We start from the raw sequence: 24,018 nt of genomic DNA, 5'->3' as shown, positions 1-24,018 counted from the left end.
AAGAACAACCAAAATTAATTATATCAGAAAGTGAGGCCAGGCCATGAGTATCAATTTAAATGAACCGGCGGTTGAACTGCGGGAATCCAGACTGCGGACCATAACCGGCTATGAGGGGGATGCCGCCCAACTGACCAGTCGAAGCGATTTTCCCAATCGGGAACGTTCGTTTACCCAGTGCGGCTCTTGCAGCGCTGACCAGGTTATGAATATGCTTACCCAGATTCAGGATGCAGCCGTGGTCGAGCACGGCCCTGCCGGCTGCGCCGGCGACATTCCAACCCGTAATGGCGTTTTCCGGCTGGGAAATCGCCGTATGGGCTATAATGTCCATAATGTCAAATACATCAACACCAATCTGGATGAAAAAGCACGATTTACGGTGGCGGCGCCAAGCTGGAGAGAGCCATCCGGGAGGCCAAACGCCGTTTTGATCCCAAGGCCATTTTTGTCACAACCACCTGCGCTTCCGCCATCATTGGCGATGATGTCCCCGGTATCTGCGACGCCCTGGAGGAAGAACTGGGAATTCCGGTAGTCGCCACTATATGTGAAGGCTTCCGGACAAATATCTGGGCAACGGGTTTTGACGCCTCCAGTCATAGTATTCTGCGCAAAATTGTCAAACCGGCCCAGACCAAACAGCCGGATTTAATCAATGTAATCAGTTTTCAGCACCGCTTTGTTTATGAAAGCGTTTTCCGGCAGCTTGGCCTGCGTCCCAACCATATTGTCCCGCTCTCAAATATCGAGCAGCTGGAACGCATTTCGGAAGCCGCCGCCACCGTGCAATACTGCGAAACACTCGGCAGTTATCTGGCCGCCGGACTTGAAGAGCATTTCGGGGTGCCAGAGGTCAAAGCCCCGGCTCCGTTCGGCATCAAGGCTTCAGACGAGCTGCTGCGGGAGATTGGCCGTATGTTTCATAAGGAAGCCGAAGTCGAGACCGTCATTGCCGCCGAAAAAGAGAAAATCGCCCAAGATCTTGACAGGCTGCGCAGCCGCCTGTCAGGCAAGAGAGCCTTTATTGCCGCCGGCGGGCCGCTGGCCTACAGCATCATCGCCCTTGTTAAAGACCTCGGCATGGAGGTTGCGGGAACCTGCGTCTGGCATCATGACCAAAAATATGACAATGATGATGAACGGCTCAACTTCCTCCGCTTCAGCGTCGACCATCACGGCAATTACCCTGTCGGCGTCTGCAACAAGCAGGCTTTTGAAGTAGCCAACGCCATTCATAAAACGAAGCCCGATATTGCCATTACCCGGCATATCACCACTGTCTGGGCGGCCAAACTGGGCGTACCCTCGATTTTCGCCGGCAATGAACCGACGGAAATGCTGTATGACGGTCTTATCCGCTTCGGTCAGACCATTGATGACGCCATTGCCAATCCCGCCTATATCGAAAATGTGGCCAGACACAGCAAGCTTCCCTATACCGCCTGGTGGCTTGAGCAGAATACCTATTCATTCTTAAGGAGCGAATAACATGACAGATATTATCCAGAGTCCCCGCCATGGCTGCGCTTTAGGCGGACAGCAGACCGTGGTGGCCATCGAGCGGGCCATTCCCATCTTGCACGCTGGCCCGGGCTGCGGCGCAAAGCTGCACAGAGGCCTGGCGCTGGCCGGCGGTTACCAGGGCGCCGGCTATGCCGGGGCGGATGCCATGCCTTGCACCAATATGATTGAAAAAGACGTGGTATTTGGCGGCACCGACAAACTGCGCGCTGTCATTGAAGGCACACTGAAAATCATGGACGGCGACTTTTTCGTGGTGCTGACCGGCTGCACTGCCGATATCATCGGTGATGATGTCGGCAGTGTGGTTGGTGAGTTCCAGGAACAGGGCATACCCATTGTCTATGCCGAAACGGGCGGTTTTAAAGGCGACGGGTATAAGGGCCACGAGTTGGTGCTGCAGGCCATTATCACCCAGTATCTTAAGCCTGCTGCCCAAAAGGAAAAAGGGCTTGTCAATGTGTTCGCCAGCGTACCGCGGCATGACCCGTTTTGGGAAGGAGACCTGCAGGAATTACGGGAGCTGCTGTCAGGTATCGGCCTTAAGACCAATATCCTGTTTGGTTTTAACAGCGGCGGTATCCAGGCCTTAAACGCCATCCCGGCGGCGGAATTCAACCTGGTGGTTTCCCCTTATATCGGTCTGAAAACAGCCGAACTGCTGCTGGAAAAATTCGAGACCCCCTATCTGCATATTCCCGTACTGCCGGTCGGCGGCAGAGAAACATCCAAGTTTTTGCGGATTGTGGCCGAATTCGCCGGCACGGCCTCACGGCAGAACGAAGCCTTCATTGCCCGGAAAGAAGCCGAATTTTATCATTACATTGTCCGTGCGGCCGATGTGCTTACCGAGTACCGGCTAAACCAGCCCAAGCGCTTCTATAACATCAACGATGCCGCTCATGCGCTGGCCTTTAGCAAATTTCTGGTAAACGAACTGGGCTACTTCCCCATTCACCAGTTTATTACCGAGGATGTGCCGGAAGAATACCAGGAGGCCATTGCCGGTTACTTTCAGGAGCTTGCGCCAGGCATTGCTTCCGGGGTAACATTTACCCAGGATGGCGGCGAAATCTTTGAAGAAATAGCCGCATCCAAGCCCCTGACCACGCCGCTTTTACTCGCCAGTTCCTGGGAAGTGGATATTGCCAAGGCCATCAACGGTCTGCATGTCAGCGCTGCCTTGCCCATTATTGACCGCCTGATTTTAAAACGCACCTATATCGGCTATACCGGCGGCCTGAATCTGGTGGAGGATATTTATTCCCGGCTGCTGGAGAAGCACCGTGCCTGATACTGTCTGAACAAGACTACTGATAAAGATGAAGAACCAGGGCTTGCGTCAGGCCTTTGGCAAAAGCGGCAGCCGGTGTCGCCGATAAGTTTTTAACAGAATAAACGAAGGAGCCATTAGCCTGTTCTGCGCTAATGGCTCCTTTACCATATTTAGAGACAACTTGACAATATGGCTGCCAACTAAGTTTTGCAATACTACTATCCTACGATATGCTCTTTCTGAGCTAACGTTATCTCGTGGACAGGCAAAACTATATCTGACAGTTGCAGCAGTTTCACTATACTCTCATAGGCAGCAGCGGCGTCCAGATGTATTCCGGCCGGAATTACCGAATGGCCAATTTGTGTCTGCAGCTTTTTAGACGGGTAAAAATTCTCTAAAATTGTGCAAAAGCCGCTTATTGCATATTTACCTTTTTCCGTCTGTACAATAACGGATTGTCCACCCGGCGTATGCCCGGGTGTCAACAGCAATCGTATGCCGGGAAAAAACTCTATATCGCCATTGACCAGTTCCACATTGCGTAAATTTTCATAGAAATCCCGGGAAGCATAATAAAATTTGTGCAGCGGATGCGGTGATAGAGCCGCTTCCCATTCGGCTTCCTGGACAACCACTCTGGCATTGGGCAGTTTCATCACATTCATAACGTGATCCCAGTGAAGATGGGTAAGTATTACCGTGTCTATATCTTCCGGTGCAAGCTGCCAATGCGCAAGCCCTTCTTCCAAAGGTGTCACATCTTCAACGTCCAAGGGGTGTTGGTCCCAATTATAAAATTCATTGGATTGTCTGCTTTTTAATAACATTTCGCGTTGTTTTGCACTGCCACCTGTATCGACTAGGATTTTTCTGCCATTGCCCTCAATCAAAAAAACATTATAGCCAATATCTATTTTCTGACCAAAATTGGTCAGATAGGTATATCGTGACTTTTCTCTTGCTTTGCCAATCGCCACTGCGATTACCTTAATGGAGTAGTTTGGCATAATGATTCCTCCAAATCTCTATCCTTTTAATCACACCACATATTGCCGTAACAATGAATTTATTTTTTATAATTGGGATTAAACTCATTGGTATAAATCTGTTCCGGCTTAAGACCGGGTTTAATTTCACCGAACTGGGTCATAATGTCAATCCAGGGAGCTACAGATTCTTCTTTAATCAAACCATCCGATACAAAATATGTCGGCCGGATGAATTCGCGTTTTAAATTACCTTTAGCAGCAGTAATATCAATTGCTTTGTCTAAGTTTTCATTGATCCATTTCAGTGTTTTTATATAGGCCCTTACATATCGCCGCACAACATCCGGATGTTCTTTAATGAATTTTTCCGAGAAATAGGCCGGAGTCGCCCCGCCATTACTGCCATCAAACGCTTCCCAGTCACCGAACACATATTTTAGCCCGCCGTGCGCCAATATGACATCAGTCTGATTATGCATACCGATTACATCCACATCCCCCTGACGCAAAAGCTGCTCCAAATTGGGTTCAGGGCTATTGACAAATTGCACTTTTCCTTTCGGGCTATCGATGCCGAACCGGCTCATATACACATAAGGAATGTACTCATGGCAACCGCCTTTGCCAGGTACGCCTATTTTTTTGCCGATCAAATCCTGTGCCGAATTGATTGGGCTGTTTTCCAGGGTAATGTATATCATATGAGGATATTTAGGCGTTGTTTCTGTAATACCCACCACTGCCTTAATTTTCGCACCTGCCGCAATAGCGGAAATTGTTGTATTGACATGCCCTTGACCGACATCCAGTTTGCCGGAAACTACCGAAGCGGGTATCTGTGGCTGGGGAACTACCCCAACATATTCAAACTTAATACCTTCTTCTGCAAAAAAGCCTAATTCCTCACCAACCATATAAGGCGACGGTCCCCACGCCGTTGTAGGCGATTGCACTTTTAAAACAAACGGTTCTTTATAACCGCCAGACTGTTGTTCTGCCATTGCGCCATTTTCTGTTTTCTTGCCGCAGCCTACTGCCAAAATCGCGACCAAAAACAAACTAAGTACCCCGTATAGTATTTTTTTCTTCTTCCCCTGCATCTGTTCTGCACCATCCTTTTTTAATTAATTTGCAAATAAGCTCCCTATTTAATAGTAATTCACTTATGTCCCGTTTGGGGCTGCCAATGAGTCAATCGTTTCTCAAACTGCACAATCGCGTAATTAATGCTCAGCCCTAAAGCACTCAGAATAATAATACCGCTATATAGAGCCGGAGCATCGTAGTTGTCTCTCGCTTCAAAAATCAAAAATCCCAGCCCGGAATTCGATCCCAGTATCTCTGCGGAAACCAGCACAACAATCGAATAGGTTGCACTCAGCCGCAAGCCGGTAATAATGGAGGGTATTGCCGCCGGCAATATCACTTTTCTAAACATGTCCACACCAGACACTGCCATTGACCGGGCGGCTTTGATTAAAAGCGGATCAACGAGTCTAACTCCTGCAATGGTATTTATTATAATTGTCCACACGCAGCCCCAGAAAATAATACCAATTTTCGATAATTCGCCCAAACCAAAAACCAAAATAAATACCGGATATAGTGCCAGCGTAGCCGTATTCCTGGATAATTGAACAATTGGGTCAAATATTTGCTCCACTTGCTTATTCCATCCCATCAATAGGCCCAATGGAATACCAATTATAATAGCCAACGTAAAGCCGGCTACGGCCCGTTTAAAACTAGCCAGCGCATAAACAAACAATTTTCCTGATGTCACTAAATCAAAAAACCCCTCTATAACCTTACTCAATGGCGGCAAAATATGTGGGTCAACCCAGTCTAGTGAAGGAAGAATCTGCCAAAGTGCAAGTACTAAAAAAATTGCCAGAGTCTGCTTAACAATACGCCGGCTTTTCTCGCCCAGCACCGCAATATTTACATTCAACCTCTTTGCACCTCCTTATACCGTAATGAACCTGGTACTGCGCCAACCATGAAATTACCGTTTCAAGGTTGGCACAGTACTGGCCTACTCTGCTATTTGTCTTTCTTTCCAGGCGGTAAGCCTTTTTTCAATATATTTCAATATGTAATTCACGATTAAGCCCAATACTGCTATTGTAAGAAGCATGGCATACATTTCCCGTATGGCATAATGCTCTTCGAAATAAAAAATAGAATAGCCGAGTCCGGCATGTGCGCCAATCATCTCGGCAACTACCAGTACTAACAAAGAATGCGCTGCGCTCAATCTAATTCCGGTCACAATATTCGGTACCGCACCGGGAACAATCACTTTGGTCAGCAGGGTCAGCCCCGAAGCCCCCATTGACCTGGCCGATTTTATAAGTAACGGGTCAGATTGCCTTACACCTGTGATAGTGCTCAGTAAAGTCGGCCAAATTGTTCCCCAGCTAATAATCGCAATTTTAGCTTGCTCGCCAATCCCAAAAATCAGTAAAAATAAAGGGTAAATTGCAATTGCGGAAGAACTTCGGCAGGCCTGCAGCAACGGATCAACCGTTTCTTCAAAACCTTTATACCACCCCATAAACACACCGAGCGGAATTGCAATACCAATACCAATCAAAAAGCCGGCAAGCACCCGTAATATGCTTACATAAAAATTCAGGAACATTTCACCACTGATAAACATTTGCCCCCATCTGATCATAACCTCACTGAATGGCGGCAATAGAAATGTATCAACAAACCCAATCCTGGGCAGCACTTCCCATAATAAGACAATGAGCAAAATAATTATGTATTTTTGCAGATAATTTATTAACCAAGAAAACCGGGGATTTATTGTAGTTATATTGATATTCCCTGCCACTGTCATATTGGTTTTTCCGTTGCTTGCGTGTACACTCACCTGCGTCACCTCCTGCGATTTATTTCGTGTACCCTAATGTGTTACGCGTGTACTGAAGATGCTCCAACATCAGTTCCCCCGCCTTTTTGGCATTTTGCTCGCGTATCATTTCCAGTATTCTGCGATGATAGTCCAGGGAAATTTCCTCTCTTCCCGGTACTTCGGAAGACCGTTGACGGGACAAATGCTGTAAGTCAACAAGAACATCATTAATCCGGCATAAAAGTATGTTATTGCAAGCTTTAAAAATTGCGTTATGAAAATCCAGGGATGATTGCTTGTGATTACGCCCCATTTTTACATCCCGTTCCATATCTAAAACAGCTATCTGCATGGTTTCAATGTCTTCATCGGTTCTGCACATAGCGGCTAACTGAGCAGCCTTAACCTCAATACTTTCGCGTACTTCAAACAAATCAGTCAACGTCTTCAAGACATTATCCTGCACCGCAAACTCCACATGCGATAATAAATCTTTCATGCTAAGGGTCCGCACATAAATACCGTCACCACGTACATATTCCACAATTCCTATAAACTCAAGGGTTTTTAGCGCTTCTCGCACCGGTATGCGACTCACTCCAAAAGACCTGGCTAATTCCCGTTCAGAAGGTAATTTCTCCCCCGCTTTAAACTTGCCTTCAATGATATACCGGCGCAATTGTCCGGCAATTTGTTGATATAAGCTGGGAGAATTTTGCCGACTCAAATTATTCATATTTTGCAATTCGGATACCTTCTTTCCATAATTTAGCGGTATTCCGGAATACCACTGCCATAAAAAAAACAAAAAGAGACCTTTTCTTTTTACAGAAATGGCCTCTAGCTATTTACTAGTCAACCCAATATAATTTTTACAAGTCACAATTTGTTGTAATTAATAATAATCTCATATATTATGTTTGTCAATACTATTACCAAAACAAATTCCAAAAACCATAATCTTGATATGAATATTCTCTGAGCTTGTCCGTATTGAAACATTGCGAACCGACTTAAGAGGGAGCGTCACGGTTACGGTTTACAGATAATTTCGGCGATATAGGTATCAAAAATATTGGCGGCATGCGCCGGACGTATTACCACAGCTGTATCGGCGCCTTGTCCGCTACCGCCAATTGCAATGATATCTTCGCCATAGGGAATCAGCCCGGCATCCAGCGCCATAACGGCAATCTCGACGGTAACCTTAACTCCCTGGCCAAAAAACTTAAGCGTATTGGCCATAATTTCCACAGGATACGCCCCGCCGAATTTCCGGCTGATACCCCGTTCCGCCCCGGACAGCACATGGGTAGTTGTTAAAACTTTAACGTTTTTTCCCACCAATAGTTCCCGCTGCTCGACCGACAGTTCATTAGCGCCCGGCTCCTTATAACCAGCGGCATGAGTAACGCAGACCACGTTTTCCGCTTTTCCCGCCAGCAGTTGAGCGGTTTTTCCGCTATTGGAGGCTACAACAATGGACTTGATGCCATACTCTTTTGCTTTACGCAATGCCAGTTCCACCGTTTTTTCAGTATGGATGGCGCCTGCAGATTTCCAATACATCCTCATCATCTCCATTTTTATAAAGTAGACTTAGCTTCAGGCGGGGTTTTAACCCCATCTGAAGGGTAGTCGCCGGATAAATATAAAGGCTAAGGGGATTCCGCCGGGAATCAGCCTCAGCCTTTAGTTTCTCACGGATCGCACTAGTTACTGTGTTGATTTCATTGTACTTTGATGTGGTTATTTTTGTCAATAACTAACAGAATTAACCCTACTGCTCATCGTCTATAATTCTCGAAGGCAACAATATCCAATAGCTGATCAGCTTCTTTATAATTTACTAGTTTTTGGGCTGCACCAAAAGCTTTTTTTAAATAGCTCGCCGGTGTTTCGCCACAAAGCGGGATTTTATTAGCTACTTCCAGCGCAATGGCTCCGCCATATCCCGTTCCGCTAATCTTCTTCAGCAGGGCAGACCAGTCAATTGAACCCTCTCCAGGAATCTGATGATAGTCATCGGTCCCGTCATTATCATGCAGGTGTAAGGCCATAAGCTTGGAACCATATTTTGCGAGGAAATCGGCACCTGGTGTATAACAGTTCTCATGGCCTGAATCATAGCAAAAGCCAAGCCTGTCAGATTGGATATTTGAGAAAATAAAATCCAAAAATTCCGGCTTACGAAGGTTTTCCAACGCAATATTAATATTTTTTCTTTCTGCGGTTTCCAGTAGCCTCTTTATCCTGTCTAAACCGATTTGACTGGGTGGCGGGGGATTATCTCCCCGGGAAACATGAACAACGGCAGTCGGTATTGCGTGTTCTGCACAGGCAACAATACAACCTGATAAAATTCTTTCAAACTCATCACCGGCAGCACTATTTGTCCATAAGCCGTTAATACATTCCTCTATCGGTGTATGTATGTTCTCAATAAAAAGTCCGTTTCGCCGCGCCATTTCCGGCTGAAGCGATTTATCACCATCCACAGCGGCATGTTCATCACTCCACCATAACAGTACGCCTTCAAACCCGGCCATCTTAATTAGTTTAAAACGTTCCTCCATCGGAACCGGAAAACCAAACCATGAAAAAATACTGAATTGAGGCATTTATAATCCTCCCAGCAGCCCTTTTCAGGCTGCATCACCAATCAGTTACACTGTTAACGGCAATCGCTGCCATTTCATACTTGAGAACTTTTGTTTCGCGGCCATATTCATCCAAAGCCTTGCCAACAAATCTCCAGCCCCGCTTTTTATAATACACAAATGCATGTTCTGTTCGTAAAAATAAAGTAGTAATGCCTACTTCCTGTGCTATATGCAAAGCCTTATCTGTTAATCTTTCGCCAATTCCTTGCTTTCTGTGATTTTCGTCAACATACAGCGAAGCCAGCCAGGGACTTAAATCTGTCTGGGTTGTTAAGTCATTTTTAACAAGTGAAACCGTTCCCACGCATTTGTCAGACGTAATAGCAATAAGTGTTAACGGAAAAATTTCTGATTTTCGGTCACCGAAGTGCTGTATCAATCGCTCTAAAGTATGCTGACTCTTGGATTTGACGACAAACTCATTATACACCCATCCGGCCACGGTATTGATATACTCCGGATGAGCCGATAAAAATTCTATGTTTATCTGGATCAGCTCCTTGCTTTTTTACTTGCCGCAATGCTCCACAAAATTTATTTCGTAATTGTTACACAAAATATAAGACCGCATTTCCACTCGAATGAAATGCAGCCTCCAGTTAATTGACCAGTCAGTCTACCATCACAATAATAGTATTATGTTTTACACTTTGTAAATTGGCCGATAATAGCCACTTTCTGCGGGTATTAACAACCTTATTTTTCAAGTAACTCCTTGGCTAACTGCCGTTCCCACAGCAAATTATCCAGAGTTGGGTCCTAAGCTCTAATTAAACCGTGTCAACACTACCGAATAAATATCTTCCAGCAGTTTAAGCCCGCCCTCATAGCCAACATAGGAGCTGTTAATCACCAGCCGCTCGTTCACCGGCCAGGAGACCGCCAGATAATGCGCCTGCGTCTTCTGGGCGATTTTTTTTTCCCAGGAGCTGCCGATAATAAGCGGATAGCCGTTAAAATAAGTATCTTTGATTTCCTGTTGAATGAGATACCCATCCGATAAGAAGTTTACTTCCGCCTCTATTCCGTAGTTTAAAATTTTAAATTCTTCCCGTATCTGGTCCTGAAACTCGGGCGGCGTATTGTCAGTGACATATTGTTTGGAAGGAAATAACCCGACATCGTTGACCAAAAATTTGGTAATGGCCAAAGCATACTGCGCATCGGCAATGACGGCAAAGCGTTTGGCCATTACCCGGGTTTCCAGGAATACATCGGCAAACCGTTCTATGAAATAATAATATTTCTTTTCATTTTCGGCAATGACGGCTTCGGTTTTATCCTTGTCCATCCCGGAAAAATCGCCCACGGCCCGCAGGAACTTGCTGGTTTCAAATGCGCCGACAGGCAGGGTGGGCAGATGCAGATAAGGCGTGCCGAATTTTTCTTTGAGAAGCTGTACATTGCTTAAGCCCACCCAGGGTGACACCAGGAGGTTAAATTCTGCCGCCGGTATTTTATCAATATTTTTGATACCCCGTCCATAGCCAAAAATCGTATTGGGAGTCAGGCCAAGCTGGGCAACCAGATTTTCCAGGGCAAATAAATTACCATACCAGAAAGGATCATGCTGCGGAATACCCGCCCAGATATTAACAAGGCCTTTGATCTTTTGGTCAGCCGGCTGCAGGTACTGTTCAATGATGGCCTGGACAACCCACTCATGTCCGAGAAAATTATTGCCTTTGAAGCCGGCGGTGGAGGCAAAGATAACCGGTTTAGCCGCATCTTTGAACGAGCGGACGACCTCTTCCATGTCGTCGCCGATGATTTCAGAGGAGCAGCTGCTTAAGACCACATACAAATCGGCGTTAATAACTTTAAGCGCATTGGCAATGGTTTCCCGCAGGCGTTCGGTACCGCCGAAAACAACATCCTTTTCATTTAAGTTGGTGCAGGGAAACACGCGCGGGGCAAAATGGCCCGAGCCGCCGTAATTGCCGCTCTGCAGCTTATCGGCGCAGCCGGGTCCGGAATGTAAGATCGGCAAGGCCTTGGTGATGCTTTGCACGGTCTGCATGGCGGCAAGCGCACATTTGTACCGGGGCTGGTCCAGTAGTTTGGGCATCTGGTTATTCCTCCTCTTTTAAAGAAAGCACGGCTTGCGCCGAGCCTTTGGCGAAAGCGGAAGCCGATGTTGTCCTTATGCTAAAAGAACGTTATACTTTCTTTCAGTACAAGAAAGCCGCGTTGTCCTGTTGGTACCACCAGTCGGTATACGGCAGCGTGATTCTGGCGGCAAGGTTTTTTTCAAAACTCCGGTTGCGGATGGTGTCCAGTATGGTATTGGCGAAATCCAAGGTCCCCCGGTAGCCGAAGCTCTTATACTCGTCGCCGTGAAAGAAGGCGGCAATACCTTGTTTAATAGCCCAGACCGTTGTGCCGGGATGCCGGGCGATATAAATATCAGGCTTGTGGGTATTAAGAATGTTAAGGATTTCAAAATTCTGCTGATCGCTGACGCTTACCTTAAAATTATACGGACTCTCGGCGGCCAGATATTCCAGATGGGGCGGAACTTCATCATTGTCATACTTCGTATCATAATGCCAGGACGCAACCCAGACGACTTCCACCCCCAGTTCCTGAAGCACCCGCGATACCTGGAAAGCGTAACTGGCGCCCATGCCTAAAACGGCCCGCAGGCCTTTGAGCTCTTTCTTTACTTCTTCAATTTTGGGCAGGTAGAAGGCCCGTTCTTTTTCGATATAAGCTTCCACTTCAGCCTCTTTGTGAATGACCCGGCCTATGTCCCTGATCCAGGTTTCGAAACCGACAATGCCCAGCGGGTTGATTGTTTTGACATAGGGAACGCCGTATTCCTGCTCCAGAGCATTGCCCAAATAGGTGCCTAAGGTGCCGCAGATGGCCACTGTGGCTAAAGCCTCCGATAAATGGGTAAGTTCTTCCACCGTGGAATTGGCATACAGGAAAAACGGTTCCACATCAAAATGGGAAAAAATTTCAATAATCTCTTTGCGGGCGCTTTCATTAAAATTTTTAAAATTTATGATCTTATTCTTTTTCTCAGGCGGTTTGACAAGACTGGTAAGTACCGCGTGATCGGCTGCGTCAAACCCCGAGGCCCAAACCCTGGACTTGAAACCCTCGCAATGAACAGGCGCCAGCGGAATGGGCAGTTCTGCCCTAAGCTCGCTGATCACACTGTCCACATCCTCGCCAATGATGCCGGATACGCAGGAGGTGCCTACAAAAATGGCCTTGGGCCGGTAGCGATTGTAGGTTTCGAGGATGATTTCCCGGAGGCCGCCGGTAGCACCAAAGATAGTATCTGATTCGTCCATATCGGTTCCAAGAAAAACAGTATCATATTCCACACCTCGTTTAGCTGCCAGTTGGGTATAGTGAACAATTGCGGTGGTCGACATGGCGGTGCAGCCGGAAGGCGCATGATTAATCACGGCTACATCCCGGATACTGGCAAGCTGCGACAGCGCGCAGCCGGCATCGCAGGAACTGGACTGACTGAAGCAGCGTTCTTTTTCCTTTAACGTTCCGCACCGGCTTTGCTGAACCAGGTCATTTAGGTCACCGGAATAGCCGGTAATAGAGCCTAACCGGTTCTCCCGGCTGCCAGCCGCAGTAACCTTAAGGTTAATCGCCATACAAATTCCTCCCGTATTTGATTTTTAGTAGTATAAAGAATTGCATACAAAAAGAAACAAGGCTGGTAAAACATCATACTTTGAGATGTTCACCAGCCTTTAGCTCATTTACTAATCGGCCTGATATTCAATTTTCAGCTAACCCATTGTATTTTGTGGAGATACTTTATCCGACGACTAACCCGCTCTAAGACTCCCCCTTCTATAAGTGGGAGTTATACCCCTACGGGCACAGGCGAGCGGCTAAAGTCCCTGGATAAGGACGACTAACCTTCAGATGGGGTTAAAACCCCACCTGAAGCTAAGTCTACTTTATCTAATGTAGTTGACAACGTCTTCTTTTCTGTGCGGTGCATTTACTGCCTCAACTTTTTTGTAGCCCAGCACCACGGAAGAAAATGGCCTATAACCTGCCGGAACGCCCAGCTTTTCTTTATAATATTCGCTTTTTTCGCCCAGGAAGGCAAACAGAGTCAGATCAACCCAGCAGGAACCCAGACCAATCGACTCGGCTGCCAGCAGCATATTCTGCGTAGCTGCCGCGCAGTCGGATTCAATCTCCAGTCCGTCCTCTTTGCCGGAAACCAGCACCACTGTCGAAGCTCCGAAAAAAATATTGAATTTCTCATTTTTGGCAAGTTGCTGGATGTGTTCATTATCGATGACAGCAGCCCCAGCCTTGGCACTGACATTCAGCTCTGCAAGCAATTGCTGATCCTGAATTACGGTAAAATGCCACAGCTGTTGATTACCCGCACTGGGAGCATACCGCGCCGCTTCTAATACAGTCTGCAATTCTTCCTCGGTTATTTGTTTTTCCTGAAAAGCGCGTATACTGCGCCGTTTTTTGATGGTTGCCAAAACTTCATTTGCTGCCATGCAATCCTAACCCCCTCAATTATTTTAAACTTTCGATAGCTTTTTGCGCCCACTGCGAATCCTTCATCACCGCCCGGCCCACGCCAATGAGATCGGCTTTCCCCTGGGCCAAAAGCCGTTCGGCCGCCGCTGCGTCGGTAATACCGCCGGTAAGAATAACCGGAACGTCAACAACTTCCTTAACCGCCGCGCTAAGCGGCGCGAAGTAACCCGGCTCATTGCTTTCCGGATTATTATACCCGGAAAAGCCACCGGAAATATCAATAATCCGGACGCCGGCCTTGACAAATTCCCTGGCGGCAATCTGACTGTCGGCGGCGGTGGTGCCGCCGTCTGTGTAGTCGGCAGCCCCCAGCCTAATGAGTATGGGAAACTCCTCGCCTACAGCTGCCCGCACGGCGGCAATCACTTCCAGGTGAATCCGGATTCTGCCGAGCACATCGCCGCCATACTCATCGGTACGCCGGTTGGTCAGCGGCGAGAAGAACTGATTTAAAAAATAACCGTGAGCAGAGTGAATTTCCACCCCGTCGAAACCGGCCTGTTTTACCCTGTGGGCAGCCGCGCCAAAGGCGGCAACAACTTCACGAATTTCCGGTACGGTAAGTTCATGCGGTACGCCGCCCTTACGGGGATTTTTTACGGCGGATGGCCCGACCGGTACAGTTCCGGTAACTTCCTGGGCTGCCGCACTGCCGGCATGATTAATTTGCATTACGGCTTTTGAACCATTAGCGCGGATGATATCCGCCAATTCCTTAAGACCGTCAATAACATGGTCTTCGGCGACGGAAAGCTGATTGCCACTGGCTTTTCCCGCCTGCTGGATAAAACTGTGTTCGATGATAATCAGGGAAAAATAGCCACCCGCCGACTTCTCCCGGTAATACTCAAGAATGGCCGGACTTACCCTGCCGTCGGGTTCTGCTTTGGAAGTCGCCATCGGCGGCATGATCAGCCGGCTGTTCAAAACTAAAGAGCCTGCCTGTAATGGGTTTAGTAACTGGGACAAACAACCCCCTCCTTTAGTATGCACTGTTATTTGGAAATATTTATCTATTTTATAGAATACCCTTTATACCCTTCAGAAACAAGTACGCACTTATTTGTGACCTAGTATTCGTTTGTATACCAAGGAGGATTGCTATGCTGATCACTCTGCTAGCGCCAGTATCTGCTGCCCTCATCGGTCAATTCCTTAAACAAGACAGTGGACAGATACCGTTCACCGGTATCCGGCAGCAAAGCAACCACTGTTTTGCCCGCATTTTCGGGGCGTCTGGCGATTTGCGCCGCAGCAAAGGCCGCCGCACCGGACGAAATACCTACCAGCAAGCCCTCAACCCTGGCCAGCACCCTGGCGGTATCAATAGCTTCTTCATTTTTTACTTTAAATATTTCATCCACAACCTCATACTTAAACACTTTAGGCACAAAACCGGCCCCAATGCCCTGAATCTGATGCGGACTGGGGTTGCCGCCGGATAAAACCGGCGAATCGTTTGGTTCAACCGCAATAATTTGGACACCGGACTTTTTGGCCTTAAGCGCTTCGCCGACACCGGTAACCGTACCGCCGGTGCCGACACCAGCCACAAATATATCGACCTTCCCAGCGGTGTCGCGCCAGACTTCCTCGGCGGTTGTCTCGCGGTGAATGGCGGGATTGGCCGGATTATTGAACTGTTGCAGGATAACGGAATCAGGAATCCGCACCGAGAGTTCCTCAGCCTTACGGATAGCGCCCTTCATCCCGTCGGCGCCCGGGGTCAGGACAAGCTCGGCCCCCAGTGCTTTCAATAAAGCCCGCCGTTCCAGGCTCATGGTATCCGGCATGGTAAGAATGATGCGGTAGCCCCTGGCCGCGGCCACGAAAGCCAGCCCCACGCCGGTATTGCCGCTGGTCGGTTCAATAATCACCGACCCCGGTTTAAGTTTGCCCTCTTTTTCGGCATCTACAACCATGGAATTGGCGATTCTGTCTTTGACACTCCCCAACGGATTATAATATTCCAGTTTCAACAGCAGTTCTGCATTCAATTTGGCAAGCTTGGCAAAATTATTAGGTCGTAGCAGCGGCGTATTGCCGATGAGCTCTGTCAGATTATCCACGATGACAGCCATGTATATTCCCCCCTACTTTTTTCAGCCTCAGCCTTGTTGCGCTTCTTTGATATTGTCAAAGGGATTGCTCGCATACCACTCCGGCCGGAACGGCAAAGGCACATTGGCGGCTATCTTTTTGGAAAAGGCCGTATTCCGCAGCGTCCTCGCCGCTTTTCTTGCCAGCTCAAAAGCCCCCGAATACCCCATATAGTTGAATGACTGGCCAAAAAGCGGCGTAGTGGGAATACCCAGTTTTGTCACCCAGGCATTGGCTCCCGTATGGCCGACATATAAGTCAGGACGGAGGCGGTTTAAAACCACCAGTTCTTCGGCCGGCTGCCCGGGCGCAACATCGACCACGGCTTCCGGATCATCAATATCGTCAATCATCGGGACGGCAAAGCGGTCAAAATTATGCGGTTTTAAACCCAGGACCTTCATCCCCAGTGACTGGTAAAACTCAGCCGTTGTAAAGATTCGGGTTTCGCCGCCGCCAACAAACACGGTCTTGCCTTTCAGCACTTTTTTAAACGGATCAAGCGCTTCCTCCAACTGGGCGGTCTCAATGGCAATCAATTTTTCCACCTCATCTTCCAGTTTGAAAAACTTGGCGATGACCCGGAGCCACTGGTTGGTATTCTTGATACCGATAGGCAAGGTGTCAATAACGTATTCTGTGCCGAAACGTTCTTTCAGGTGCCCAATCAGATAATCGTCATGAGTCGCGCAAATACTGACATTAAGCGCCGCCTCGCCCATGCGGGAAATCTCTTCAATACTGGCATACAGCGGCAAAACCCGCACGTTAAGCCCCAGTGCCTGAAGCAGTCTGGACAATTCGACTTCATCCCCGTAGCTGGTGGAACCAACATTTAGAAGGTTGACCGTCTTACTGTGAAGATATTTTTCGGCCGTCTCGGCCCTCGCCCCGGCCACATCATCCGGATTGGCCCGCTCATATTTTGCGACAGGATCAACCAGCTTTTTGAGCAGCCCGTGATAGGCCGAATCATAGCCGGTGGCGACAAATTTGCTTTTAAACCCTTCGCAGTGAACAGGCACGATTCTGGCCGCCAGCTGTCCGTCCAGCTCATCGATTAAGGAATCGATATCATCGCCGATAATTCCTGGGGTGCAGCTATTGCCAATAACGATGGCATCCGGCCGGTACTCTTTCTCGGCATATAGGATGGCCTCACGCAGTTTGTCAACGCCGCCTGAGATAACATCGTTTTCATCCAGGTTGGTATGCAGCCAGACATTATCGGTAACCGGTTTATGCTTCAATACCCTGAAAGTTTTACTATAGCCGGCGACCCCGAGATTATTGGATGCGCAGCCCAGCGGCCCGTGAATGATAACCACGGTATTTTGAAAAGTCCTGACAATCCCCAGCGCGAGCGTCAGCTGGCAACCGCCGCCCTGCGCAAACTTCCGGCAGTTGTACTTGGTGCACCCTTGGCCCATGCCGTGTTTTAGCCCTGCGCAAGATCCGCCAAAGGCATACGTGGCCTCAATTCGTTCCTCCCGCGTAGGTGCAGCCTCGGCGGCTAAATAGTCATACGTAAGATTTTCCGTTAGTTTGGACATCGTAATATCTCCTCCTATCGATTACTGACTAGTGCCGAAAAAAGATCTTCGGCCAGCGACAAACCACCCCGGTAGCCGGTATAGCCTTTATCCAGAACAGCCCGGTTGGTAACCGGGAAGGAGACCGGCAGGAAAGCGGCGCCGATCTTTTGGGCTGTAGAACCTTCCAGGCTGCTGCCGACAAGGAAAGCCGGACTAAGCGTATCATAATACTTATCATTGGTATTCCGGGGCCAGCTTTGCCGGATGTGGTTAATAAGCTGACCGGCATGCTGTTCGAGAACAACTTTGGGTTTGGCTTCGGAAGTAAGCTGACTATATTTCAGTTCATATCTCTTTTTACTGATATCATCCAGTTCTTCATTGATTACAACCAAATGCGGCACCCAGCCCAGATCATCTGCCAGAAAACTGATCAGGGGAAACGCATAATTGATGTCAGCGGAAACTATGGCATAACGCTGCAAGTCGATATCGCCGTAGATATCCAGAAATCTTTCCAAATAACTGTAATAATACCGTTTTTCTTCAGCAATCAGTGTTTCAACAGTCACTGTCTCAATACCCAGGCGCTCGCCGATTTTGCGCAAGAAGGCATCGGTTCTGGTCTCACCAATGGGCAGATCTACTGAAATATAGGGGATATTATGCTGCTCTTCAAAAACCTTAGCGGTATCAATACCGTACTTATCGGAAAAAACGATGGTCAGAGCCGCGTCCCCATAATTTCTGATTTTTTCAATGGATTCGTCATCACCGAAAAAGGTATTGGCCTTTATGCCCAATTTTTTTAATAACCGCTGGATGCCCCGGATATTGCCCCGGTAGAAGACATCCTGACCTGGCATAATGCCCAGAATATTGACGGTCTTCGCATCCTTTACGGCCTTTGGCACAATAAATTCGGCGGCCAGCGTACTCAGTACCGCATCATACCCTTTAAAACCATTGCCTGAAAATCCGGGAGTATTGGCTGCCAACACCGGCAGCTTGCTGTCCTGGAAACGGCGGGCCACGCCTACGGCATCATCGCCGATGATTTCTACCTGGCAGCCTGTCACGACAAAATAAAGGTCGCCATCAATGATTTTAAGGGTATGGGTAATTTGCTCCTCCAACCGTTCTTCGCCACCAAAGACAATGTCTTTCTCGACTACATTGGACGTAGGCGTCATGTGGCCGCTGCAATAGCCGGACCCCCTATAGCCTCCCGCCTGGTTGTAAGTACCTGACAGCATGGTGGTGCACCCGCCGGATGCATGCACAATGGGAATTGCCCGCGGCAATGAAGCTATTGTGACAATTGCCCCTCCCAGAGCGCATGTGGATTTTGCGCGTTCAATAAACGTACCCATGTAATAACCTCCTATTTCTTTCCTATATGTTAATTGTAAATAACGCTCATGTGCGCTTTCATTTTGGGCAGGCAGTTATAAAAGAGAACCGCCCCCAGCACACAAGCAAAACCAAACATAACTTCAGTCGCCGGGGCGCCAATCCGTTCTGCCAAAAATCCCGCCAGCAGGCTGCCTAACGGCGTCATCCCCTGAAAGGCCATAGAATATATACTCATGATCCGGCCGCGTTTGTCATCGGCAACTACTGTTTGCAGCAAGGTATTTGTCGCTATACTATGCATAATCATGCCGATACCGGCAAAAAACATTATGATTAATGCCAGCCAGACAGCGGTATTCTGGGAAAATACGGCTAATGCCAGGCCAAATACCCCGGCGGCTGCCGGTATTATGTTCTCCAGGCCGGCAACACTGGGCCGCGTTGCCAGGAAAGCAGCGCGACAAATAGCCCCCAGACCGGTCGCCGAGAATAAAAAGCCCAGAATATACGAACCGCCGCCCAACACCTCATCGGCGAAAATTGGCATAAGCACGATATACGGCATACCCAGGAAACAGATTAGCCAGAGCAGCAAAAGCAAATACCGGATGGGCAGAAACTTATAGGCATAGGTAAAACCTTCGCGTAAGTCGCGGCCAAGAGACTGCTCGTGATGTTCTATTGGCTCCGCCCGGATGCGCATAGCCCTGAGAGCAGCGATTACCGCTATAAAACTGCCGGCATTCAATAAAAAGCAAACCCCTTCGCCGACGATAGCTATAAGAATGCCGGCGACCGACGGTCCTACCAGGCGGGCGGCGTTGATAATAATGGAGTTTAAGGCAATCGCATTGTTCATGTCCTCCCTGTTATCCACCATATCTACAATGAAAGCATGGCGGGCAGGCAGATCGAACGCCTGAATACAGCCCAGCAGCGTCCCCAGGGCGATCACATGCCAAACTTCAATCCGGTTGGAAAGTACCAGCATGGCCATAACCAGCGCCTGCAGCAGGGACATGCATTGCGTAAAGATAATAATCCGGTGTTTATTGAACCTGTCTGCCACCAGACCGGCCAGCGGCCCTAGTAATAAACCTGGGATCTTACTGCAGAAATTCACGGTCCCGAGCATCAACGGCGAACCTGTTAACTGGTATATCAGCCAGTTTATAGCAATATCCTGCATCCAGGTTCCAGTCATTGAAATTGTCTGGCCGGTAAAAAACAACCGGTAATTACGGTGCCGCAAAGCGCGTACCAGCAGCTTGCTATGAACGGTAAATTTTGCTTGCATTTCCCATTTGCTACTCATCAGGCTTAACGATCCCCTCTTGCCCTTGTTTTTTGATATATTCAATAAGAATGTTTTATTTCTAACAGAATAAAAAATGCTGAGGCTAAAGTATCCTTACTTTAGCCTTCAGCATTTTTACTGATCAGCCAGTTTCGCTATTGCACTGAATCCTGCACATCTTTTAAGAAGATAAAGCTATTCTTGTGCAAAGCTTCCACATCCATATTACTGCCAAGCATACCAACCTGCTGCAGTTGCTTGGCGGTTATCCCAAAGGCATCATATGCGCCTTTAACAGACGGTACATAGTTATAGGTTTTTAGAACTTTGGCATTAAAGGCCGCATCACCGGCAACCCATTTTTTCTCAACCTGGATCTTGGCTACCTCATCCTGATTTTTCTGGATATAGGCGCTGGCTTTCTGCATGGCGCGGGTGTATTTGGCAGCAATTTCGGGACGATCTTTGGCCAGGTTGTCATTAACATAAGCCGAGCAGCAATACTGATTTTTATACGGTTCTGTTACTGCCGAATCGGCCAGCGTAATGAGCTCATATTCTTTTTGAGCGACTGCCGCTGTCGGGTCATTCATAGCCAGTGCATCCACCGAGCCATTCTTTAAGGCTATTGGCAGATCGCTGGCATTAAAGACGGCAAATTCCACCTGCATATTCTTCTCGCTTACACCAACACCGGCATCAGCCAACGCCCGCTTGGCAAAGATAATCGGACTGCTGGTCATACTGGGTACTCCAATCCGTTTGCCTTTTAAATCAGCAAGGGTTTTAATTCCTGAATCTTTGGGAACAAGCAACTTGTCGCAGCCGGTATGCAGACCGGTAGTAACCTTGATTGGCAAACCATTGGACAACGGCTGCATCAGACTGGCTAATAAACCAAACGAGGCGTCGATCTTACCGGCGGTAATTGCCTCAAAATTTGTGCCCGGCGCCAGCTTAATCAGTTCAACCTTGAGCCCTTCCTCAGCGAAATACCCCTTTTCCACCGCCATATGCACCGGAGCTTCGCACAAACTGCCGCTATACCCGATTTTAAGGACAAAGTCGTCCGCCTTAGTTGCTACTGGTTGTTGTTGTTGTCCGCAGGCGGTTAGTAATAATGAAAAAATTACTGTTAGGGCAATTATGGCCATTTTCTTTTTTACAAACATAAGCTCACCTCTTATAGATAATAATTCGGTTCTTTTTCATTGCCGGCGTAATTGAGTATTCCTAAAATTCTTGAGCGTAAGTTTAAAAATTCGGGATTACTGCGGGCTCTGGGCCTGGAAAGTTTTACATTAATACAACTTTCAATTTTGGCTGGTCTGGGCGTCATGACAATAATACGGTCCGACAAATAAATAGCTTCATCCACATCATGTGTCACCATGATCATGGTGGTTTGCCGCTCCTGCCAGATGCGAATGAGCTCATCCTGCATATTCATGCGGGTAAAAGCGTCTAATGCACCCAGCGGTTCATCCAGAAGGAGTACTTTGGGATGGTTGACCAGCGCGCGGGCCAGCGAGGCCCGTTGGGCCATGCCGCCTGAAAGCTGATGCGGGTAAGACTTATGGAATGCAGCCAAGCCTACCAGGTCAATAAGTTTTGCAACTTCCTCCTTGTCTTGTTTATATACTTTTCGGGCCCTTAGACCGAAAGCCACATTGTCATGAACATTCAGCCAGGGAAAGAGCATTGGATTTTGAAAAACCAGACCGCGTTCGTAAGACGGCCGGCTGATTTCTTCATTATCAATATACAATTTGCCTTCGTCGGCTCCGTTAAGTCCGGCAATCAGCCGGAGTAGCGTAGATTTGCCGCAGCCGGAAGGACCAATGAGCGACACAAATTCGCCGGCTTCAATGGTTAGATCAATTCCGCTTAGAGCAACGACATCTTCCGCATCTTGCTGGGGAAAGCGCTTGACAACCCCTTCAACCCTGATTTCCCCTACCATTTTATGACTCCCTTCTGCCATACAAGTACATAATCCCGTACTTTAAACAATAATGTGATAAGAATGGAAAAAGTGATAGCAATCAGGATCAGTCCTGCATAGACATTCGCATAAGCCATCATCTCCTTCTGCCAGTTAATATACCAGCCAATACCATTTTTGACCCCCAGCATTTCCGCAGTCATTAATGTAATAAAGGAAGCGCAGGTCCCGTTGAAAAGGCCGATAAACATATGCGGCATGGATGCCGGCACACCCACTTTAAATATTTGGCAATATTTCCCTGCCCCCAGTGTACTGGAGACTTCGAAATAGGCATTTTGTACGTTTAAAATGCCGCTGCTGGTCATGACCGTGGTAGGAAACCAGACAGCAAGCGCAATCAGAAAAGCACTGGCGGAAAATGTGGTCGGAAAGCTAATCAGCACTAATGGAATCCAGGCTGTAGAAGGAATTGGTCCTAAGACACGGATCAACGGATTTATCCAATAGCCAGCCCCCTTGCTGAAGCCGACGGCAATGCCGGTGGCAAAACCGGCAATTGCGCCAAAGAAATAGCCTGTGAACAAAAGCTTGCCCGATGAAGCCAGGCAAAGCGCGAGAAATTCCCGGTCTTCAACGATAACACCCAGTATTTTATCAAGCGTGGGAAAGTAGATTACCGGCAATAGACCCATTTTTTTGGTTACGATATTAAGTATGTTTAAGAACAAAATTGCTGCGGCGGCAAACAAAGCCTGTTCCTCAAGCCACGCTTTGGCTTTGGGTTTAAAATAAGCAGCTATCGCAGTTACTGTAAAGCCTGCGAGAAAACACAAGAGCAGATATACAAAATAGGGCTGTTTTACGGGGGTATGCTTGCCGCCATTAACCATGAAAAGTTCTACAACAAGCGCCAAAACTATCGACAAAACAGGAAGCAAGATAATTGCTTTTTTCATGAATAACCCTTCTTTCCGAATAGTAAGCGAAAATAAAAAAGGCCGAAAAAATGCTTAAAGCATTCTTTCGGCCTCTAGTATATTAACCAGTCAGCCGCCAGCCGCGAACCGGCCGGCACATATAGTTAAGAGAAATGTACTACACGTTATGATGGTATTATAGAATATATGACCCTTATTGTAAAGTATCTTGCCTGCTATTTATTTTTTCTGCAGCAGGCGTTTGTGATACGAGTGCGCCGTATACAAGGCGGCAACTGGATTATGGCCTGTCACCCTGTCCTTGGTTACCAAAGTGGTGACAAGGGCATCCGAGTATTTGATAAACAGCGAATCATGACCTACACATAAGCCGACAACCACATTCAAATCGGTTTTCTGGTGATTCAGGATGCGTGCCTGCAGAATGGGGTTACACATGGCCTCGTGATTGCCCGGCCGCACTTTGTGTTCTTCCAGCACTCCAATTTCAGTCTTGTCTACTGAGCCGACCTTGCAGATGGCACTATAGTATGTGAGCCCTTTGGCTGCCAGTATATCGGCAAAAATCTTTGCTTCCTCAATCAATCCGGCGCAAGTCGCGATTCCAATTTTCTTAGCGCCGATGCGGTCGGCAAACTCAATAATTTCTTCGACTCTGGTCATTTTACCGTAAAATAATCCTTCCACCTGGGCCGAAGCCCGGGCAACAACGGCATCCTGATCATCGCCCTGCAAATGCCGTTTGATTTCCTCAATATCATCGGCAATGGCATGCCCGTCACTATCCTTGGTGGTCAAACAAAATCCGGGAAATTCTTTGCTGCGGGTGCGACAGTTATAAACAGTGCAATCCGTGCAGCTTAAAGTCTGTAAATCTTTTTTCTTACTCATCCGGCTCCTCCTCTTTACTATTACCATGCTAATATATGAAGCAAAATAAAATAGACCGAAGATGTGCAAGCATCCCCGGTCTTCAGT

The 24,018-nt window shown here is 47.8% G+C and carries 22 protein-coding genes; 2 read left to right on the top strand and 20 right to left on the bottom strand.

The window, feature by feature from the left end; genetic code table 11:
- The first annotated feature begins 375 nt into the window (after positions 1-375).
- Both SATMO3_RS07610 and SATMO3_RS07605 read left to right on the top strand, forming a co-directional pair.
- The gene (locus tag SATMO3_RS07610) at positions 376-1,491 is read left to right on the top strand and encodes a nitrogenase component 1 (RefSeq protein WP_371381682.1); all 1,116 of its coding nucleotides are present in this window, start codon (positions 376-378) and stop codon (positions 1,489-1,491) included.
- Position 1,492: 1 nt separating this feature from the next.
- Positions 1,493-2,818, top strand: coding sequence for a nitrogenase component 1 (locus SATMO3_RS07605; RefSeq protein ID WP_371379727.1), 1,326 nt, complete (start codon positions 1,493-1,495; stop codon positions 2,816-2,818).
- A gap of 200 nt (positions 2,819-3,018) precedes the next feature.
- Here SATMO3_RS07605 and SATMO3_RS07600 read toward each other — a convergent pair whose 3' ends face one another.
- From SATMO3_RS07600 to SATMO3_RS07505, 20 genes are all read right to left on the bottom strand, one after another.
- Positions 3,019-3,810 (bottom strand): N-acyl homoserine lactonase family protein, encoded by a 792-nt coding sequence (locus tag SATMO3_RS07600; protein ID WP_371379725.1) that lies wholly within the window; start codon positions 3,808-3,810, stop codon positions 3,019-3,021.
- A 59-nt stretch (positions 3,811-3,869) separates the two neighbouring features.
- Positions 3,870-4,892 carry an ABC transporter substrate-binding protein gene (locus SATMO3_RS07595; RefSeq protein ID WP_371379723.1) on the bottom strand — a complete coding sequence of 341 codons (1,023 nt, stop codon included), beginning with the start codon at positions 4,890-4,892 and terminating at the stop codon, positions 3,870-3,872.
- Between the two features lie 59 nt (positions 4,893-4,951).
- On the bottom strand, positions 4,952-5,743 hold the full coding sequence (locus SATMO3_RS07590) for an ABC transporter permease (protein WP_371379720.1): 792 nt from the start codon (positions 5,741-5,743) through the stop codon (positions 4,952-4,954).
- A gap of 84 nt (positions 5,744-5,827) precedes the next feature.
- Positions 5,828-6,673, bottom strand: a complete 846-nt coding sequence (locus SATMO3_RS07585) for an ABC transporter permease (protein WP_371379717.1) — start codon at positions 6,671-6,673, stop codon at positions 5,828-5,830.
- Between the two features lie 19 nt (positions 6,674-6,692).
- Positions 6,693-7,391 carry a FadR/GntR family transcriptional regulator gene (locus tag SATMO3_RS07580; RefSeq protein WP_371381681.1) on the bottom strand — a complete coding sequence of 233 codons (699 nt, stop codon included), beginning with the start codon at positions 7,389-7,391 and terminating at the stop codon, positions 6,693-6,695.
- A gap of 296 nt (positions 7,392-7,687) precedes the next feature.
- Positions 7,688-8,224 carry a pyruvate kinase alpha/beta domain-containing protein gene (locus tag SATMO3_RS07575; protein WP_371379714.1) on the bottom strand — a complete coding sequence of 179 codons (537 nt, stop codon included), beginning with the start codon at positions 8,222-8,224 and terminating at the stop codon, positions 7,688-7,690.
- A gap of 218 nt (positions 8,225-8,442) precedes the next feature.
- Positions 8,443-9,276, bottom strand: a complete 834-nt coding sequence (locus tag SATMO3_RS07570; protein WP_371379712.1) for a sugar phosphate isomerase/epimerase family protein — start codon at positions 9,274-9,276, stop codon at positions 8,443-8,445.
- A gap of 34 nt (positions 9,277-9,310) precedes the next feature.
- Positions 9,311-9,760, bottom strand: a complete 450-nt coding sequence (locus SATMO3_RS07565) for a GNAT family N-acetyltransferase (RefSeq protein WP_371379709.1) — start codon at positions 9,758-9,760, stop codon at positions 9,311-9,313.
- Positions 9,761-10,084: 324 nt separating this feature from the next.
- Positions 10,085-11,386, bottom strand: coding sequence for a nitrogenase component 1 (locus SATMO3_RS07560; protein ID WP_371379706.1), 1,302 nt, complete (start codon positions 11,384-11,386; stop codon positions 10,085-10,087).
- A 103-nt stretch (positions 11,387-11,489) separates the two neighbouring features.
- Positions 11,490-12,944: a nitrogenase component 1 gene (locus SATMO3_RS07555; protein WP_371379704.1), complete on the bottom strand. Its 1,455-nt coding sequence runs from the start codon at positions 12,942-12,944 to the stop codon at positions 11,490-11,492.
- Between the two features lie 312 nt (positions 12,945-13,256).
- Positions 13,257-13,823 (bottom strand): nitroreductase family protein, encoded by a 567-nt coding sequence (locus SATMO3_RS07550; protein WP_371379701.1) that lies wholly within the window; start codon positions 13,821-13,823, stop codon positions 13,257-13,259.
- A 19-nt stretch (positions 13,824-13,842) separates the two neighbouring features.
- Positions 13,843-14,835: an NADH:flavin oxidoreductase gene (locus SATMO3_RS07545; protein ID WP_371379699.1), complete on the bottom strand. Its 993-nt coding sequence runs from the start codon at positions 14,833-14,835 to the stop codon at positions 13,843-13,845.
- A gap of 149 nt (positions 14,836-14,984) precedes the next feature.
- Positions 14,985-15,947: a cysteine synthase A gene (gene cysK, locus SATMO3_RS07540; RefSeq protein WP_371379696.1), complete on the bottom strand. Its 963-nt coding sequence runs from the start codon at positions 15,945-15,947 to the stop codon at positions 14,985-14,987.
- A 27-nt stretch (positions 15,948-15,974) separates the two neighbouring features.
- A complete protein-coding gene (locus SATMO3_RS07535) occupies positions 15,975-17,519 on the bottom strand; it encodes a nitrogenase component 1 (RefSeq protein WP_371379693.1) in 1,545 nt (514 codons plus the stop codon).
- A 14-nt stretch (positions 17,520-17,533) separates the two neighbouring features.
- Entirely contained in the window at positions 17,534-18,874 is a 1,341-nt protein-coding gene (locus tag SATMO3_RS07530) for a nitrogenase component 1 (protein WP_371379690.1), read from the bottom strand.
- A gap of 29 nt (positions 18,875-18,903) precedes the next feature.
- Entirely contained in the window at positions 18,904-20,172 is a 1,269-nt protein-coding gene (locus SATMO3_RS07525; protein ID WP_371379688.1) for an MFS transporter, read from the bottom strand.
- A gap of 137 nt (positions 20,173-20,309) precedes the next feature.
- Positions 20,310-21,326: an ABC transporter substrate-binding protein gene (locus tag SATMO3_RS07520; RefSeq protein ID WP_371379685.1), complete on the bottom strand. Its 1,017-nt coding sequence runs from the start codon at positions 21,324-21,326 to the stop codon at positions 20,310-20,312.
- Between the two features lie 11 nt (positions 21,327-21,337).
- Entirely contained in the window at positions 21,338-22,117 is a 780-nt protein-coding gene (locus SATMO3_RS07515) for an ABC transporter ATP-binding protein (RefSeq protein WP_371379682.1), read from the bottom strand.
- Positions 22,111-23,058 (bottom strand): ABC transporter permease, encoded by a 948-nt coding sequence (locus SATMO3_RS07510; RefSeq protein ID WP_371379679.1) that lies wholly within the window; start codon positions 23,056-23,058, stop codon positions 22,111-22,113. Before SATMO3_RS07510 ends, SATMO3_RS07515 begins: the two co-directional genes overlap by 7 nt.
- 201 nt (positions 23,059-23,259) lie before the next feature.
- Positions 23,260-23,931, bottom strand: a complete 672-nt coding sequence (locus SATMO3_RS07505) for a DUF1847 domain-containing protein (RefSeq protein ID WP_371379677.1) — start codon at positions 23,929-23,931, stop codon at positions 23,260-23,262.
- Positions 23,932-24,018 lie beyond the last annotated feature (87 nt).

This window comes from Sporomusa aerivorans (genome assembly GCF_041428895.1).
GTDB classification, from domain to species: Bacteria; Bacillota; Negativicutes; order Sporomusales; family Sporomusaceae; genus Sporomusa; species Sporomusa aerivorans.
This window is presented reverse-complemented; position numbering and strand designations above follow the sequence as displayed.